14 protein-coding genes are annotated in these 16,433 nt (G+C 49.2%); 3 read left to right on the plus strand and 11 right to left on the minus strand.

Features of this window, described 5'->3' with window-relative positions:
- The 8 genes from folC to fabB all read right to left on the minus strand — a co-directional run bounded on the left by folC (nucleotide 1) and on the right by fabB (nucleotide 8,655).
- Entirely contained in the window at nucleotides 1-1,293 is a 1,293-nt protein-coding gene (gene folC / locus HXZ99_RS11080) for a bifunctional tetrahydrofolate synthase/dihydrofolate synthase (protein WP_194757347.1), read from the minus strand.
- Nucleotides 1,294-1,307: 14 nt separating this feature from the next.
- The gene (accD, locus tag HXZ99_RS11085; RefSeq protein ID WP_194757348.1) at nucleotides 1,308-2,174 is read right to left on the minus strand and encodes an acetyl-CoA carboxylase, carboxyltransferase subunit beta; all 867 of its coding nucleotides are present in this window, start codon (nucleotides 2,172-2,174) and stop codon (nucleotides 1,308-1,310) included.
- Between the two features lie 148 nt (nucleotides 2,175-2,322).
- On the minus strand, nucleotides 2,323-3,117 hold the full coding sequence (gene truA / locus HXZ99_RS11090) for a tRNA pseudouridine(38-40) synthase TruA (protein WP_194757349.1): 795 nt from the start codon (nucleotides 3,115-3,117) through the stop codon (nucleotides 2,323-2,325).
- A gap of 2 nt (nucleotides 3,118-3,119) precedes the next feature.
- Complete coding sequence (locus HXZ99_RS11095; RefSeq protein WP_194757350.1) at nucleotides 3,120-4,301, minus strand: FimV/HubP family polar landmark protein; 1,182 nt, start codon at nucleotides 4,299-4,301, stop codon at nucleotides 3,120-3,122.
- 68 nt (nucleotides 4,302-4,369) lie between these two features.
- Nucleotides 4,370-5,386 (minus strand): aspartate-semialdehyde dehydrogenase, encoded by a 1,017-nt coding sequence (locus HXZ99_RS11100; RefSeq protein ID WP_194757351.1) that lies wholly within the window; start codon nucleotides 5,384-5,386, stop codon nucleotides 4,370-4,372.
- A gap of 68 nt (nucleotides 5,387-5,454) precedes the next feature.
- Nucleotides 5,455-6,591, minus strand: coding sequence for a 4-phosphoerythronate dehydrogenase (locus HXZ99_RS11105; protein WP_194757352.1), 1,137 nt, complete (start codon nucleotides 6,589-6,591; stop codon nucleotides 5,455-5,457).
- Between the two features lie 108 nt (nucleotides 6,592-6,699).
- Complete coding sequence (locus HXZ99_RS11110; protein WP_194757353.1) at nucleotides 6,700-7,233, minus strand: hypothetical protein; 534 nt, start codon at nucleotides 7,231-7,233, stop codon at nucleotides 6,700-6,702.
- 210 nt (nucleotides 7,234-7,443) lie between these two features.
- Nucleotides 7,444-8,655, minus strand: coding sequence for a beta-ketoacyl-ACP synthase I (gene fabB, locus HXZ99_RS11115; protein ID WP_194757354.1), 1,212 nt, complete (start codon nucleotides 8,653-8,655; stop codon nucleotides 7,444-7,446).
- Between the two features lie 102 nt (nucleotides 8,656-8,757).
- Here fabB and mnmC point away from each other — a divergent pair, with 102 nt between their 5' ends.
- On the plus strand, nucleotides 8,758-10,713 hold the full coding sequence (mnmC, locus tag HXZ99_RS11120; protein WP_194757355.1) for a bifunctional tRNA (5-methylaminomethyl-2-thiouridine)(34)-methyltransferase MnmD/FAD-dependent 5-carboxymethylaminomethyl-2-thiouridine(34) oxidoreductase MnmC: 1,956 nt from the start codon (nucleotides 8,758-8,760) through the stop codon (nucleotides 10,711-10,713).
- Nucleotides 10,714-10,737: 24 nt separating this feature from the next.
- Here mnmC and HXZ99_RS11125 read toward each other — a convergent pair whose 3' ends face one another.
- The gene (locus HXZ99_RS11125) at nucleotides 10,738-11,019 is read right to left on the minus strand and encodes a YfcL family protein (protein ID WP_194757356.1); all 282 of its coding nucleotides are present in this window, start codon (nucleotides 11,017-11,019) and stop codon (nucleotides 10,738-10,740) included.
- Nucleotides 11,020-11,263: 244 nt separating this feature from the next.
- Between HXZ99_RS11125 and fldB the strand changes: the two genes are divergently transcribed.
- A complete protein-coding gene (fldB, locus tag HXZ99_RS11130) occupies nucleotides 11,264-11,800 on the plus strand; it encodes a flavodoxin FldB (RefSeq protein WP_194757357.1) in 537 nt (178 codons plus the stop codon).
- A gap of 12 nt (nucleotides 11,801-11,812) precedes the next feature.
- Here the strand turns inward: fldB and HXZ99_RS11135 are convergent, their stop codons facing one another.
- A complete protein-coding gene (locus tag HXZ99_RS11135; protein ID WP_194757358.1) occupies nucleotides 11,813-12,298 on the minus strand; it encodes an HIT domain-containing protein in 486 nt (161 codons plus the stop codon).
- A 19-nt stretch (nucleotides 12,299-12,317) separates the two neighbouring features.
- Complete coding sequence (locus HXZ99_RS11140; RefSeq protein WP_228517953.1) at nucleotides 12,318-14,024, minus strand: M28 family metallopeptidase; 1,707 nt, start codon at nucleotides 14,022-14,024, stop codon at nucleotides 12,318-12,320.
- 167 nt (nucleotides 14,025-14,191) lie between these two features.
- On the opposite strand from HXZ99_RS11140, the gene HXZ99_RS11145 reads away from it, so the two are divergent.
- Nucleotides 14,192-16,390: a TonB-dependent receptor gene (locus tag HXZ99_RS11145; RefSeq protein WP_194757359.1), complete on the plus strand. Its 2,199-nt coding sequence runs from the start codon at nucleotides 14,192-14,194 to the stop codon at nucleotides 16,388-16,390.
- The last annotated feature ends 43 nt before the right edge of the window (nucleotides 16,391-16,433 follow it).

Genomic DNA, 16,433 nt, shown 5'->3' on the forward strand with positions numbered 1-16,433 from the left:
CTATCTTGCCGCTTCATTGCTCGTTTTTGCAACGAGTTCTTTGATTGCTGCAACAGTCAGGAACGACCCAAAGCATAGTATCACATCCTGCTTATTTGCTGCATGTTTTGCCTGCGTAAAGGCTGTCGCAATTGAATCTGAACAAGTAACACGCGTTCCCCGTGGCAGAACTGCTGCGATCTGTGCCGCTGGGGTTCCCCGCGCGCCGGATAATGAGCCAATAAACCATTGGTCAACTAGCCCTACTAATGGTTCCAAGGTGCCCTGATGATCTTTGTCCTGCAACATACCGCACACAGCAATAATCCGTTTATTCTGAAAACGCCGTTGCAATACTTGAGTTAAATAGCGACTTGCATGGGGGTTGTGACCCACGTCTAAAATCACCTCAGGCTCTGTCGCTATCTGTTCCAAGCGACCACTCAACTGTGCCCGAGTCAGGCCAAGGCAAATGGCCTCTAGCGAAATATTCAGTCCACTTGCTTGCAGCGCGGCTAACGCCGTTCCCGCATTGGTCAGCGGTAGTTGTGGCAAAGGGAGTGCGTTCCACTGGGCGTTTACGCCAATAAAATCGAAACTTTCAGCGTGTTCTCGAATATAAAAATCCTGATTTTTGCAGTGTAACAGCGCACCGATGGCTTGGGCGTGATTCAATAATGATTCGGGAGGCTCGGGGTCTCCGCAAATAGCCGCTTTCTGGCTTCGAAATATTCCCGCTTTCTCATACCCAATTTGCGCACGGTCGGAGCCCAGAAACTCCACATGATCGACACCGACGCTGGTCACTATTGCCACATCCGCATCAATCACATTGACCGCATCAAGGCGACCGCCTAATCCAACCTCAAGAATAAGCACGTCCAAGGCCTCTTGCTGCAATAACCACAAGGCGGCAAGGGTACCAAATTCAAAATAGGTCAAAGACACGTCAGCCCGTGCCTTTTCAACGGCCATAAATGCTTGTGCATGCTTTTCGTCCGCTAGCTCGCTCCCGCGAATGCGCACGCGCTCATTATATTTTACCAGATGTGGGGAGGTGTAAGTTCCCGTACTCAATCCCGCGTGCTGGCAAATCTGCTCAAGAAAGGTAACGGTTGAACCTTTGCCGTTGGTTCCCCCCACCATAAATACAGTGCTCGATGGAGTGAGAATATGTAAGCGCTCTGCCACGACGCGGACACGCTCAAGCCCCATATCAATGGGGCGATGATGAATATGCTCTAAATACTCGAGCCACTGAGAAAGACTCCAGGCGCTATCAGGCACTGGAGTCGATGATTGAGGTGTATTCATGGATGTGAGCTAGTTTATTCTTCAGCGCTATTCGTGGTCGGTAAGTTTTGCAACTTCGCCAGAACTGCGGCTAAACGATCCCGCATGTCACGACGATCGAGAATCATATCAATCGCTCCATGCTCAAGTAAAAACTCTGCCCGCTGGAACCCAGGTGGCAAGGTTTCACGCACCGTCTGCTCAATAACGCGAGGGCCGGCAAAACCAATTAATGCCTTAGGTTCTGCAACATTGAGATCACCCAGCATGGCCAAACTCGCCGAAACTCCGCCCATGGTTGGGTCCGTTAACACGGATATAAACGGAATGCCTTCTTCCGAAAGCCGCGCCAAGGCCGCCGATGTTTTTGCCATTTGCATCAATGATAATAACGCTTCCTGCATCCGTGCTCCGCCAGAAGCAGAAAAGCAGATTAGGGGAATCTTTCGCTCTAAGCTCACTTCTGCCGCTTTCACAAAACGAGCACCCACAACCGATGCCATCGAGCCGCCCATAAAGTTAAACTCGAACGCCGTGGCGACAATCGGATTCCCTTTCAGGGTTCCACTCATCGCTATCAATGCATCTTTCTCGCCGGTTGCCTTTTGCGCAGCGTTTATACGATCCTTGTACTTCTTTGTATCTTTGAATTTAAGCTTATCTTGAGGCTCTAATTCTGCACCGAGTTCTTCACGATTTTCTGGATCGAGAAAAGCATCCAATCGCTCGCGGGCGGTAAGGCGCATGTGGTGCCCACATTTTGGACACACTGATAAATTTCGCTCGAGGTCAGCTTTGTATAGGATTGCATCACAGCCCCCACATTTACTCCACACCCCCTCTGGGATGTTGCGGCGTTTATTCGACTGTGGTTTTGCAAGAATTCGTTCAATCCAGCTCATATAAAACCTACTCTCTCCTCACTGACGTCGGCTACATACCAGCGCGTCAATGTAAAATCACTGGGTAAGGCTGCACATTAAAGCATAAAGGACGCCGATAGTGCAGCGTCAAGTGGTCTAAGCACTTCGTCTCTATACGCATTCAACCTTACGCTAACGTATCGTTCAACCAAAGCGGTCCAAGTCGCGGTCGGGGTATTTCTAGCTCGTCGGGATATAATACATCAACTAAGTATAACCCATGCGGCTTCGCTGTCGCAGCTGCGAGCGTTCTATCTTGTGCGGCTAAGATCTCCGCTAGCCACTCAACTGGCTGTTCGCCCCGCCCTATCACCATCAAACTACCCACAATATTTCTGACCATATGGTGCACAAACGCATTGGCTTGTATATCCACCATAATATACTCATTCATCCGCTTCACGTGAATGTGATGAAGGTTTCGCCAAGGGGTATGAGATTGGCAATGAGAGGCTCGAAATGAGGTGAAATCATGTTCACCCACAAGCACTTGCGCTGCCTCATGCATGCACTCCGCATTTAGCGGCATGTGCGCGTGCGTGACTCCTGCACCTAAGATAGCCGGCCGCAAAGCATGATTATAAATAATATAGCGATAGCGACGAGCGGTAGCAGAAAAACGCGCACTAAAATTGTCCGGCACCTGATGCACCCAGCGAATGCCTATATCAGATGGCAACAGTGAGTTGCCACCCAAGGTCCACGCTTGCGGAACACGCTCAGCTGTTGTGTCAAAATGAACAACCTGCCCTGTAGCATGCACCCCCGCATCAGTTCTACCCGCACACACCACATGAATGGGCTCAGCAGCGAGCTGACTTAGCGCCTTCTCTAATGCCTCTTGTACGCTAGGTACTTCTTGTTGACGTTGCCAGCCAAAATAGCGACTACCATCGTACTCAACCCCAAGCGCTATTCTCATTCCTATTCTTTTTCCTTAATTTTTTTCAGCAATGCTTGTGCTTCCGCCACCAGATCCGGATCCGCATCTTTGGGGATTTCATCGATGGCAGCACGAGCTTCGGCGTAATCTTCCATTTCGATATAAGCGCGCGCCAAATCGAGCTGTCCCGCCTGTAGTTCGCGCAGGTGGGCTTCTGCTTCTTCAGGGGTTTGTCCAGCATCTTGATCACTATCGGGATCCGGATTGGCATCAGCCTCAGCAAGAATTTCATCAATATCTCGGAACGCTTCATCTTCACTGGCCGGTGCTTTCGATTCCACCGCAGTGTCATCGTCTGCTGTAGATGCTGCTTGCGACTCGGCATCCTGTTCTTGCAAGTGCGCAGCAACCGCTACTTTATGCGGGGAAACGTTATCTGTCTTCGCTTTCGGTCGTCTGGTAAAGCCCCATATAACGAGCAAAACAAGAAGCAAGAACAACATCGGAACAAGCACCCCTGGCCACTGAATAAACCATTCAGTGCTAGGTGACGTGGGCGTAGACTGCCGCTGGGTTCGAGCTTGCGCTAGCGCTTGCGACGTCTCACGCTCAAGCTCAATACTGGCCTCTAGCTCAGTCTGTAGCTGCACTAAGGTGCGCTCAATATCTGCAATGCGGGTACGCAATTCTTCGTTCTGCCGCGCATAAGTGTATGCCTGGTCACGAGCGGCTTCCACTTCTTCTTGCAGCGCAGCAACTTCTTGCTCAGTCTCGGCCGCAACCTGTTGCTGTTCACGGCTTAATACTTCGCCACCTAATTGCGGCACAATCTTACGACGCGCCTGTTCTGCATCATAGGTGCGAATTTGATTACCCGTTGGAATTTCCAAGTAATGTCCTACTCGCAGATCGTGCACACTTTCGGTAGGAAAAGCTTCTGGGTTTGCCTCAATGATGGCCAGCATGGTTTGATAGATAGAAACGCTGCGATCCGGATGGAAACGATTCGCAATATGCCACAAGGTTTCCCCACGCTGCACTGGCCCATAGGTTTGTATCACTCGTTCTTGCGCCGCCTCTTCACTGGCATAAGCCTTGGGCGTCAATAACATCCCAGAGGTTGCGAACAACAGCCCCAAACACAGGGCTGCTACTGCGCCTGATGGTAACCAGGCGCCCGCCTTATCCATGATTGTACGCTGCACAGGTATATTATTTTTCATTATTAAACCCTGCTTTCAGTAGTTAAAGTAACGCGGAATAGTGATTCAAACCGGCTCGCGCCTAATCGTTACCAATAATCCCGCAGAAGGTGTTCGGCTATTTGCACGCTGTTTGTGGCGGCACCTTTACGAATATTGTCTGCGACAACCCACAGATTCAAGCCGTTTGGATGGGTGTAGTCTTTTCTGACTCGCCCAATAAACACCGTGTCTTTGCCCGCAGCATTGCTTACTTGCGTCGGAAAATCCTCATTTGCATCACACAATTCAATGCCTTCTGCTTGGCTATACAAGGCTTTTACGCGTTCAACATCAACCGGCAGCCGCGTTTCCAGATGAACCGCTTCTGCATGACCGAAAAACACCGGTACACGTACCGCAGTAGCGTTAACCATCACGGTATCGTCGCCCAGAATTTTCTGCGTTTCCCAGTGCATTTTCATTTCTTCTTTGGTGAAATCGTTTTCTAAAAACACATCAATTTGCGGGATACAGTTAAATGCAATTTGGCGACTAAAAGCCTGCACATCGACTGGCTTTCCGTTCAGTAACGTTGCAGTTTGCTTCGCAAGCTCATCCATGGCCGATGCGCCAGCACCCGATGTCGACTGATAGGTCGCTACATTAATTCGTTCAATGCCAAATTCATCATAAATGGGCTTGAGCGCCACGAGCATCTGAATGGTTGAACAATTTGGGTTCGCGATAATATTTCTGTTGCGAAAGTCGGCAATGGCATGCGCATTCACTTCCGGAACAACAAGGGGAATATCCGGTTCATAGCGATATTGGCTCGTATTATCGATAACCACGCAACCAGCCTCTGCGGCGCGCGGTGCATAAATAGCGGAGATGCTGCCCCCGGCAGAAAAGAACGCAATTTGCACCTGGCTCCAATCGAAATGTTCCGCATCTTCTACCGTTAACTCTTCACCTTTGAAGGTGACTGTCTTCCCTGCAGAACGCTCACTTGCCAGCGGATACAGCTTGGATACTGGAAACCCACGTTGTTCCAGGCACTCCATCATTTGCTTACCCACCAAACCAGTGGCTCCAAGTACAGCAACATTTACTTCTATGGTCATTACAACTCCTTTCGTTCGTGCCTCAAAACAATCAGTAGGAGGCTATCAATGGGAGACTTTCTTCTATTCTAATCGGACTTGACGGTAAAACCCAGCGCTCGAATGCGGCCGCAACCATTTTCATTCGTTTGCACCTGTAAAACACTAAGCTCGCGCCGCTGGCGATACCCTTTACGCAAGCTATCAAAGCCGTCACTACTCAGGCCTTCTTTGCGAAACAGCTGATCATCCATAATCGGGTCATACACTTGATGCACCAATACCGCTAACTGCTCTAAATAGTTTTCATCTTGGTCCGTCAGGGTCCAGCTTCCACCGTCAATACTTTCAGATGGCAACACTTGCTGCAGCGGGATTCTTTCTGCGTCCGGAAACACTTGCGCCTGCAGCACGTCATACAAAGCATAGGTGCCACGGATTTTGCCTTCAATACTGTGCCCTGCAATGTGCGGCGTTGCTATGGTAATCAATGGCACGAGTTCTCTATTCACTTCGGGCTCCCCCTCCCAGACATCAAGTACCACTGTGCGCGGCTGCTTCTGCAGCACATTGAGCAGTGCGTGATTATCAATCACCGCTCCCCTGCTTGCATTAATGAGCACGGCATCAGGGCGCATCGAAGAGAGGACTGCTTCATTAAATAGATGATGAGTAGGATAAGGTCCCTCTTCGGTGAGGGGAACATGCAAACTGACAACGTCTGCGGTTTCGATCATGGATAAAGGCCCAAAGCAGCGCGAGTCGTGGCCCCCTTCGAGAAACGGGTCGACGTAACATACATTCATGCCCAAAGCGGTTAACTTGCGCCCAGTGGCTGAGCCCGTATTACCTGCACCAATAATAATTGCTTTTTTGCCACGCCAATCTCGGTCTTGTCGCACTTGCGTGGTGAGTAAAGACGCAACGACATATTCAGCAACCGAAATAGCATTGCAGCCGGGCGCATTGGCGAACTTAATGCCTTTCGCCATGAGTGCTTCTGTGTCTAAGTGGTCGGTCCCTATGGTTGCCGTTCCCACAAAAGCTAAGTTAGGCGCTCGCGAAATTATCGATTGGTCAATGGTCGTGATTGAGCGCACCAACAGCGCATCAGCATGGGCTAAAAGGCGATCGGGCACATCACGACCAGAGAAAAACTCAACATTGGCCCAGCCCGCAAACAATGTCTCTGCGGCGGGTAAGTTTTCATCGATAACTATATTCATATCATTAAGATGCTTCTTAAGGTTAAGCAACTATTATGCATACAACCTACCAGAAAACAAAAAACGCCGCTTCTGAGCGGCGGCGTTTTGCGAAACATCTTCAACAACTTAGTTGTGTGCGCGTAAGTGATCCATCAGCGCGTTAAACTGAGGGTAACGGTTGGCTTGGTCGCTGACCCCGTTAAATTGATTGATCATGGTTTCAGCGATAAAGATATCTTCCATGGTGACCGCGTCGACAAGTTTTAAGATCAAAAACTCATTACGCCTATCAACGCGGTAACTCCACTGCAACCAAACAAATGGCTTCAGCTCTTTTGCCGCCCGGTTAATCCCAATCATTTCTCGAATTGATGGGATGGTTTCGGTCATATCTTTTTTAATAATTTCATGCTCGAGATCACTGATCGTAAATATCTCTTTAAAGATATCCATGTTGTGTGTCATCCGTTGCGTGAAACCGCCCTCTGGCACTAATACGCGATAACCAAACTCAGCCAAATTCACTGGCTCTGCCTTAATAACAACAGCAGTTGAGTTTGTAGGAAAATAGCCGTCAGCTCCCAATGGAACGGCCTTCATGTTGGTACAGCCTGCAATCAGCAATATCAAAGTGATGGGGACGAGTATTTTTTTTAGCATGGTAATTCCGTTTATGTTTGAATTCTTATTTTTATCAACGCAGTAACTAGGGTACGTGCGCATCCGTTGAGGTTTTTATTGTGTATTTTTATGTGTTTTTGCGGCCGTTTAGTACGTAGGCGAACCAATATTACAATAAAAAAACCACGCATTCACCTGTTATTATGGAGGTGCATGCGTGGCTTTAAGGCCCGCTGAAAAGAGGGCTATTTAACTGTAACGTTTAAATACTAATGACGCGTTGGTCCCACCGAAACCAAAGCTATTTGACATCACTGTATTGAGCGCGTGTTCTTGTGTTTCTTTAACAATATTCATGCCTTGGGCTTTTTCGTCCAAGGTATCAATGTTGATTGAAGGGGCTACAAAGCCATCACGCATCATAATTAATGAATAGATAGCTTCGTGAACACCAGCAGCACCCAAGGAATGCCCGGTCATAGCTTTCGTTGCACTAATCAGCGGCGTGTTATCACCAAACACTTCACGGATTGCCTCAAGCTCTTTCACATCACCAACCGGTGTGCTGGTACCGTGGGTATTCAAATAATCAATCGGTGCGTCTAAATCCTGCATGGCCATCTTCATACAGCGAATGGCGCCTTCGCCTGACGGCGCTACCATGTCGTAACCGTCTGAGGTTGCGCCATAGCCAACTATTTCCGCATAGATTGTTGCGCCACGTGCAAGTGCCGTTTCTAACTCTTCAATAACGAGCATACCGCCACCGCCGGAAGGCACAAAACCATCACGATTCGCATCATAGGTGCGCGACGCTTTATCCGGTGTATCGTTGTACTTGGTACTAAGCGCGCCCATGGCATCAAATTCCATGCCTAAGGTCCAGTGCAATTCTTCACCACCGCCGGCAAAAACCCGATCTTGTTTTCCGAGCTGAATCAATTCAAGCGCATGACCGATACAATGAGCACTCGTAGCGCATGCAGAGCTAATTGAATAGTTCACGCCTTTAATTTGTTTTGGCGTTGCCAAACACGCAGATGTGGTCGATGCCATACAACGTGGAACCATGTATGGGCCAACTCGCTTCACGCCTTTTTCACGCAAAATATCAGCGGCGGCAACCTGATGTTCTCCAGATGCACCACCAGAACCAACCACTAGGCCAGTCCGATGATTTGACACTTCCTCATCGGTAAGCCCTGCGTCGGCAATTGCTTGCTCAAGCGCAATGTACGCGTAAGCAGCGGCATCGCCCATAAACCGAAGGGCTTTGCGATCAATGTGCTCACTCACATCAATTTTGAGATCGCCCCAAACCTGACATCGCAATCCCATTTCTGCAAAGCTCTCAGAACGAGTAATTCCTGACTTGCCAGCAAGGAGTGACGCGGTCACTTCTTGTTGGTTGTTGCCAATACTGGAAACAATCCCAATGCCTGTAACGACTGCTCGTCTCATTGATTCTATCCTGTTGCTAAATTTTCGGTATCATACCTGTTCAACGGAAAAACGAAAATGGACAACTTAAGTGGTCCGCTTTCTGTTTATACAGGGTCTCACATGTCACAGCCCCATAAAAGCATTGATATTGAATACGCTCAGGTATCCTTTGATGACCGTGGCACCCCCGAGTCTAAAGGCTTTGGCGATATTTATTTTAATCGCTCCGAGGGTGTTGCTGAGAGTGCCTATGTGTTTTTAGAGCAAAATAAACTATCTGAACGATTTTATACATGGCGTGAACAACGTCCGTTCGTGATTGCGGAAACAGGCTTTGGTACCGGGCTTAATTGTTTATTGGCCGCCGCCCTATTTATTGATGTTGCGCCAGCAGATGCTCGTCTGCATTTAGTCAGCGTTGAAGGCTTTCCGCTTTCTCCAGCAGATCTTGAGCATGCGCTTGAGGCCATTATCAAAACCGCCCCACAGATACGGCCATTTGCTGAACAATTATTGGCAACCTATCCGCCTGCTCTGCCCGGCATTCACCGCTTACATCTGCACGATCGGGTGGCACTCGACTTAATTTTCGGCGATGTCCTCGACTGTTATCCAGCGTGGTCGAACGATAATAAAGAATCCGTCGATGCTTGGTTTCTCGATGGTTTTGCCCCCAAAAAAAATCCACAGATGTGGCAAACACCGCTCTTTAATGCAGTCGCCCGTTCACTGCGGGTGCACGGCACCTTGGCCACCTTTACCGCAACGGGCAAGGTTCGTCGGGGGCTGAGCGATGCTGGGATCAGCATGCGCAAGGAGCGCGGCTTTGCCAAAAAGCGAGACATGCTTGTTGGCATCATGCAACGACCCGCCGCTGCACAGGTGCCGGTAGCTCGGACGCATTTGGCGATTGTTGGTAACGGTATCGCTAGTGCAAATTTAGCTTGGTCATTGCGCCATTACCCAGGCACCCTGTCAATTATTGCCGCCGACGAACCGGCCTCGGGCGCGTCAGGCAATCCTCAAGGCGCTGTGTATCCGCTGCTACAAGCAAATTGGACGGCAACAAGTGCGTTCTACAGCAGCGCTTTTGTGTATGCTCGTGAGCGTTATCTTTCGGTCGCTCCCGAATACAGTCACTTTGATGGACTCATCGATTATGTAGGCAATGAAAATCACTTCTCACGCTTGCGAAAAATGAAAGTGAACGCCCCTTATCCGAGTGCACTATTTGCTCCGAGTACCGCGGCACAACTGGCGGGGCAATCCGACATTCCGCTTCATATCGGTGGGGCGCATTACCCCTCGGCGGGCTGGATAGAGCCAGCAGCAACCGTGCGCCAGCTTTTTCAAAAAACCGAACACTATCGCAAACAACAGGGGTTAATCACCCACAGTTTGTTTCAACATGACGTAAAAGCGGTCTCACAAAGCGCGCAAGGCTGGGTAATTCAATTCCAACATCAGACAGCGCTCGATGTAAGTCATCTGGTGCTGGCCACGGGCGAGCGCCTTACGGAGTTACTCCCGCAAATGACCATTCCCATTCGTCCAGTGCGAGGTCAAATTACCCGCATTAAAGCAAAAACGTCCGGGTTATCATCATTGAACAAGGTACTCTGTCGCGGCGGATATATTGTGCCACCGCTTGCAGGACACCTGTGTATTGGTGCCACTTTTGATAAAACACATACGCATACCCATGTTCTAAACGATGATCACCAGAAGAATTTAACCATGCTGCAGGAGCAGTTTGGGGTGCTATGCGCGATGAGCGATGTGATCGATGGCCGAGCCAGTGTGCGGGCCACCACCCCCGATCATTTGCCGATTGCAGGTAGGCTTGAACGCTACGATGCTGATCATGATCGATGGCGGCCGTTAACCAATTTCTATGTTTTGAGTGGTTTAGGCGCACGAGGATTAACCAGTGCACCACTGGCAGCGGAAATTATTGCAAGTGACATTCTGCAGCAACCCATGCCTATTGACGGCCAATTAGCCGCGGCCCTTGAACCCATGCGTTTTGCCAAACGCGCCTTGCGCAAAGGAATATCTCCCTTGGCTCTTCGTTAAGGCGCGCCGACAGCTGCGTTTTTGCTAGACCGTTTCGGCGTGCTGCTGTAAGCGAACAAACATATCTTGGACGTGCTGACGATCTTGCGGATTTAATTCACCTTTGGTGAGGTCGAGTGCCTCTTGCAAGGCTGGCCATAGCGCCTCTGCTGAGCTTTCACCGTTCAATTCGAGCTGAGCAACGACCAAATCAAAATGACCGCGTAGATAGCCGCTGGCAAAGAGTTCGTCATCATTTCCGCGTTCTACTGCGTCATCAAAAACCTGCTCTAATGAATCTGCCAATGTGCTTAGTGCGTCGCTCATATTACCCCCTCATCTAGAATTGCGCGCAGTGTACCTGAATCACTAGATTCACGCGAGTGCGTCTGTCGCAAGTTCGTTCACCTTAGATTGCCTTTGGGTAACGTGGATTAATCAAGCCCGACTAAGTTACAATGGCGAGCGTGTTACGGTCTTTTTGTGATATTTCGACGTACACCAGAGTTCACAGACACATCAAGACTGCATTTGCAGTCGTCTCGTCCAATTATTCGTTAGGGAGTTTTTTATGTCCGAATTTCGTATTGGCTTGTTTTATGGTTCCACAACTTGCTATACCGAAATTGCGGCTGAAAAAATCAGAGATTTTATCGGTCCTGACATCGTTGTAATGCATAATATCAAAGACATTCCGCTCACCACTGCAGAACAGTTTGATGTGCTTATTTTTGGATTGTCGACCTGGGACTTCGGAGAGATTCAAGAAGACTGGGAAAGTCATTGGCATGAAATTAAAGCGCTCGATCTAACCGGAAAAACCGTTGCCCTTTATGGCATGGGCGACCAACAAGGGTACAGCGAATGGTTTCAGGATGCTCTCGGTATGCTGCATGATGAGTTGGCTGCCAGTATTGGGGGCAACCACATCCGCCGCATCGGATATTGGCCAGTCGACAGTTATGAATTTATTGCGTCGAAAGCATTAACCCCAGAAAAAACTCATTTTGTCGGGTTAGCGCTAGACGAAGACTCTCAGTACGAACTCTCCGACGAGCGCATTGAAACCTGGTGCACTCAAATATTAGAAGAAATTGCAGCAGGTTAAATCGCCTTCCTGCTATTTTTTCTTCTTCTCGGGTAATCCCCAACGCAATTTTGCTTCTGCTTCGGTAAATACCGGTTCAGGCGCTTCATAATCTTGCAATAGAGCCTCTACCTTCTCGATTCGTGTTGCGGCATCCTCAACACTATAGGGGCGCGCGGGCGAAGCCCCCCACACAGGTTTTGGCCAGCTCGCATCATACTGATGACGAACAATGTGATGAATGTGGAGTTGGGGGACCATATTCCCCAACGCCGCCACATTTAGTTTCTCTCCGTTGAACATCGTCATTATTTGCTCACCAAACCACGCCGATTCATGCCAGAAAGCACGTTGATCTTCACTGCTCAGTTCAAAAATCTCACGTAGTTCAGCCCGCCGCGGAACCAGAATAAACCATGGGTACTGACGATCATTCATCATCAATACCCGGCACAGCGGGAGATTGCCTACTTTAAAGCAATCGTTATCGAGTTTTTCGTGCAGGATGAAATCTGACATGCTTTACGCCTCTCCCGGCTTAATGGCGAACATTGTTGCCATCATGACCAAAGATACGGCCAAAATAACTATCTGGAAGCCAATACGGACGCTTGCGCTCATTGGCGATTTCTAATCCTATCTCTACATTAATGTCGGTGAAAATGGCGCCGTAATCATAGCGAATGCCACCATACATATCTGTCAATGTCGGAATATCATCTCCCGGACGGTGATAGTTTTCAGCGAAAAAGCGACCCCAGACTTCACCGCCGTCCTCGTCATCATCGCGCGAGGTAAAGCCTGTCATTAAGAACACAGCTGGTATCCCTTGGCGAACCAATGTGTAATGATCTGAACGCGTGAAAATCGCCTGCTCGGGCATCGGATCTGGCGTTAACGCCGTGTCGTAGCGCGCAGCAGCGCGCGCTGCAACCGCGCCTAAGCTTGAGTGTTCAGCGCCAAACGCCACAATGTCGGCAAATGGATATAACAAGACTGGCATATCCAGATTCACGTTCGCCACAATACTCTCTAAAGGAACTGTCGGGTGATTTGCAAAGTAGTCCGCCCCGAGTAAACCGCGTTCTTCAGCGGTAACCGCGGCAAATAAAATGCTGCGTTTGGGTCGATCACCTTGTGCCGCTAATTGTGCATAGATGCGCGCTGTTTCAAGCATGACAGACACGCCGGCAGCATTATCGAGGGCACCATTGTTGATATTTGATGTGGAGCTAAAATCACGAGCCACGCCGGTATGATCCGAGTGAGCCGTATAAATCACATATTCGTGTTTTAATTCTGGATCCGAGCCTTCAAGAACCGCAATCACGTTGGGGCTGGTGATTTCTTCAAATACCGACTGCCGTTGAATGTGTGCTTCTCCTGGAAGTGCAAAACCTCGTGGCATTTCCCCTGCTTCCATTTGCGCAAACACGTCATCAAGACTGCGTTCTGCATTCGCAAACAAAGGTGCTGCGGCATCAAAATGCAAAGTGGCGGATCCTTTTAACTCGCCAAAATCATTGTGGGGTTCTCCATTCGGATGAAGCCAACGAATCCTAGGCGCATGCAAGAAAATCATAGAACTACGCCATGGCCGCACCTTTTCACGCTCGGGGGTATGTAAAGTAATCAAACCCACGGCGCCGTTTTCCACGGCGTTTGCTGCTTTTTGCGCATTTAAATGTGCCGCTTCTTCGGTAGGTAAGAAATCTGGACGACCTTGCAGCACAACCACAATTTTGCCATTGACATCAAGGCCTGCATAATCATCAATGCCGAAGGTATCTGAAACTAATCCATAGCCAACAAATACAAGCTCCGCCTGAATATCTATCTCCGTGTGGGTTGCGCTTGGACCTGTCATAAATTGACTTGGAAATGATAGTGGGTGCGCTTCTCCATCGATAACTAGCCGCATTTGTGGATGTTGCTCTGGTTTCAATCGACTGCTGCGAAATGTAATCCGCTGGAAATAACCGTCGGTACCCGCTGGCTCGAGGCCCATCAGCTTAAACTGGCTCTCAATGTACTTGGAGGCAATCTCATGTCCTCGCGTACCCGTATCCCGCCCTTCCAATAAATCGTCGGCGAGAAATTCCAAATGCGCCTGAATAGCGTTTGCTTGGGCGCCTGGCAATTTGCTGTCTTCTGGGGCTTTCTGGGGTGTACAGGCAGATAGAAATAATGGGATTAGCACAATGGCTATAAAACCACCGCGATAGAAACGTGCACGGTTCATCATGATTTACATCTCTTAGATTGATTTCAGCAATATTCTTATTGTTCTGCAATCGCAGTTTATCGACATCTTATCGCATGAGCCAGTGAAAAGGCTTGTCCATTGATTATTAGGTATGTAATGTTATATTATCACAAACACATTAACATTCACTGTTCACAGGAAGTATCATGTTGAAGAAAACTCCGATTGCGATCGCCGTAGCGACCTTATTATATCCTCAATTGGTCTTGGCTGACGATGCCGATGCAACACCAGAGAAACAGTACGAGCGTATTGTTGTAACCGCTTCTCCACTTGAGAAAACTGCGCTAGAAACAGCTCAGCCAATCTACGTATTGCATGGCGATGAGTTACGCGCGTCCGAAGCTGCGACCCTTGGTGAAACCTTGCGTAATCTACCAGGTGTACAAGCAACCTATTACAGCCCTACTTCCAGCAGCCCGGTAATTCGTGGACTAGACGGCCCTCGCGTAAAAATCATGCAGAATGGCTTAGATGTCGCAGATATTTCCCGTGGTGGTCCAGACCATGCGGTAACTGCCGAGTCGTTAACTGCACAACAAATTGAAGTCCTTCGTGGCCCGGCAACTCTCTTGTTCGGAAGCGGCGCGAGCGGCGGTGTAGTGAACGTGGTGGATAACCGCGTACCGCGCCAGCCCGTTGATGGACTTGAAGGTAGTTACGGTGCTCGCTATGACAGCGTGTCAGATGGCCGTTCAGCAGCTTTTGACTTAAATGTAGGCCAAGGTGACTTCGCATTGCATTTAGATGGCTTCTATCGCCACACGGACGATTACAGTGTGCCTCGCTTTATTAGCCCTGATGGTCATGCTGAAACAGAAATTGAAAACTCGTTCACCGACGACCGTGGCGCCACCATTGGTGCAAGCTACTTCTTCGACCGTGGCTTTGCCGGTTTCTCATTTGGCCGTATCGAACGCGAGTATGGCTTGCCAGGACACGACCATGGCCATGAGGATGAAGAAGATCAGCACGATGACCATGGTCACGGCCACGATGATGAGCATGGTCATGGCGGTTTTTACGCGAAAATGGTCCAAGACCGTTTCCAGTTTATCAGCAGTATTGAAAACCCCATGCGTGGGATTCAGCGCTTAGATATCAATTTGGGTTACACCGATTTGTCCCACGAAGAAATTGACGACGGCTTTATAGAAACAGCGTTCACTCTGGAACAAACTGAATTACGAATTATTGCCCGTCACGATGCCATCCTCGGATGGAACGGCGCTCTAGGTACACAAATCTCTCGTCAAGAATACGATTCATTTGGCGAAGAAGCCTATACCCCACAAACAGATACCGACCTGATGGGCGTATTCTGGATTGGTGAACGTACCTTTGGCGATGTAACTTACGAGTTAGGCGGTCGCATTGAGCAAGTTGAACTTACCAGTGAAGGTTTTAACACGCTCGAGTATACACCTGCGAGTTTGTCGTTCGGTATGAATTGGCAAGTATCACCGATGGTGAAATTGTCATCCAACCTGAGCTATAGCGAGCGTGCCCCACAAGCGAATGAATTGTTTGCGAATGGCGCTCATTTCGCCACCCGTACCTATGAAGTGGGTGGTGTGTTTGAGATCCATGGTGACGATCACGGCCACGGTCATGATCACGACCACGGCCACGATGCTGAGTATGAGCTTGAGCTTGCCAGTCGTGCGCTAAACAAGGAACAGTCGACCAATCTAGATTTCGGCATGCACTTTGAGGGCGACCGGTGGCACGTTGACACGAACGTGTTCGTAAACCATATTCGCAACTTCATTTATCTGCGTAACACCGGAATTATGAGCGGTTCGCTCAACAGCGATATCGATTTAGGTACCGGACACGGCCACGATCATGGCCACGACCACGGACATGATCATGACCACGATCATGGCGGCTTACCGGTTTATCAGTACGCCCAACAAGGCGCGGAACTATACGGTTATGAAATCTCGGGTCGCTACGTATTGAATAGCAACTGGAGCCTGAACGGGTTCTCTGATTATACGCGTGCGGTATTTAAGTCGGGCGGCAACGTTCCACGTATTCCAGCACAGCGTTTGGGTTTAAGTGCCACCTACACTGAAGCAAATTGGAATGGTACGCTTGGCTATACGCGTTACTTTGCCCAGAATCGTAACGCAGAAAACGAGCACGCCACTGATGGCTTCAATCTAGTAGACCTTCATGTCAATTACTTTCCAGGAATCTTCGCTGGACAGGACCTTGCCATTTACATGAAAGTGGAAAACATCACCGACGAATTAGGCTTTGTTCACAATAGCTTTATTCGTGACTATGCACCTATGCCAGGGCGCAATTTCGGGGTTGGTTTCCGAGCGCGCTTCTAACGGTTTAGAACGCGCAACCCATCCTGCAAAAAGCCCTTCAGGC

It is taken from the genome of Aliidiomarina indica (genome assembly GCF_015354615.1).
Lineage (GTDB): Bacteria > Pseudomonadota > Gammaproteobacteria > Enterobacterales > Alteromonadaceae > Aliidiomarina > Aliidiomarina indica.

Excerpts from the sequence above, each read along its gene's own strand:
- folC (WP_194757347.1), bottom strand. The coding sequence starts at position 1,293 with ATGAATACACCTCAATCATCGACTCCAGTGCCTGATAGCGCCTGGAGT.
- accD (WP_194757348.1), bottom strand. The coding sequence starts at position 2,174 with ATGAGCTGGATTGAACGAATTCTTGCAAAACCACAGTCGAATAAACGC.
- truA (WP_194757349.1), bottom strand. The coding sequence starts at position 3,117 with ATGAGAATAGCGCTTGGGGTTGAGTACGATGGTAGTCGCTATTTTGGC.
- HXZ99_RS11095 (WP_194757350.1), bottom strand. The coding sequence starts at position 4,301 with ATGAAAAATAATATACCTGTGCAGCGTACAATCATGGATAAGGCGGGC.
- HXZ99_RS11100 (WP_194757351.1), bottom strand. The coding sequence starts at position 5,386 with ATGACCATAGAAGTAAATGTTGCTGTACTTGGAGCCACTGGTTTGGTG.
- HXZ99_RS11105 (WP_194757352.1), bottom strand. The coding sequence starts at position 6,591 with ATGAATATAGTTATCGATGAAAACTTACCCGCCGCAGAGACATTGTTT.
- HXZ99_RS11110 (WP_194757353.1), bottom strand. The coding sequence starts at position 7,233 with ATGCTAAAAAAAATACTCGTCCCCATCACTTTGATATTGCTGATTGCA.
- fabB (WP_194757354.1), bottom strand. The coding sequence starts at position 8,655 with ATGAGACGAGCAGTCGTTACAGGCATTGGGATTGTTTCCAGTATTGGC.
- mnmC (WP_194757355.1), top strand. The coding sequence starts at position 8,758 with ATGTCACAGCCCCATAAAAGCATTGATATTGAATACGCTCAGGTATCC.
- HXZ99_RS11125 (WP_194757356.1), bottom strand. The coding sequence starts at position 11,019 with ATGAGCGACGCACTAAGCACATTGGCAGATTCATTAGAGCAGGTTTTT.
- fldB (WP_194757357.1), top strand. The coding sequence starts at position 11,264 with ATGTCCGAATTTCGTATTGGCTTGTTTTATGGTTCCACAACTTGCTAT.
- HXZ99_RS11135 (WP_194757358.1), bottom strand. The coding sequence starts at position 12,298 with ATGTCAGATTTCATCCTGCACGAAAAACTCGATAACGATTGCTTTAAA.
- HXZ99_RS11140 (WP_228517953.1), bottom strand. The coding sequence starts at position 14,024 with ATGATGAACCGTGCACGTTTCTATCGCGGTGGTTTTATAGCCATTGTG.
- HXZ99_RS11145 (WP_194757359.1), top strand. The coding sequence starts at position 14,192 with ATGTTGAAGAAAACTCCGATTGCGATCGCCGTAGCGACCTTATTATAT.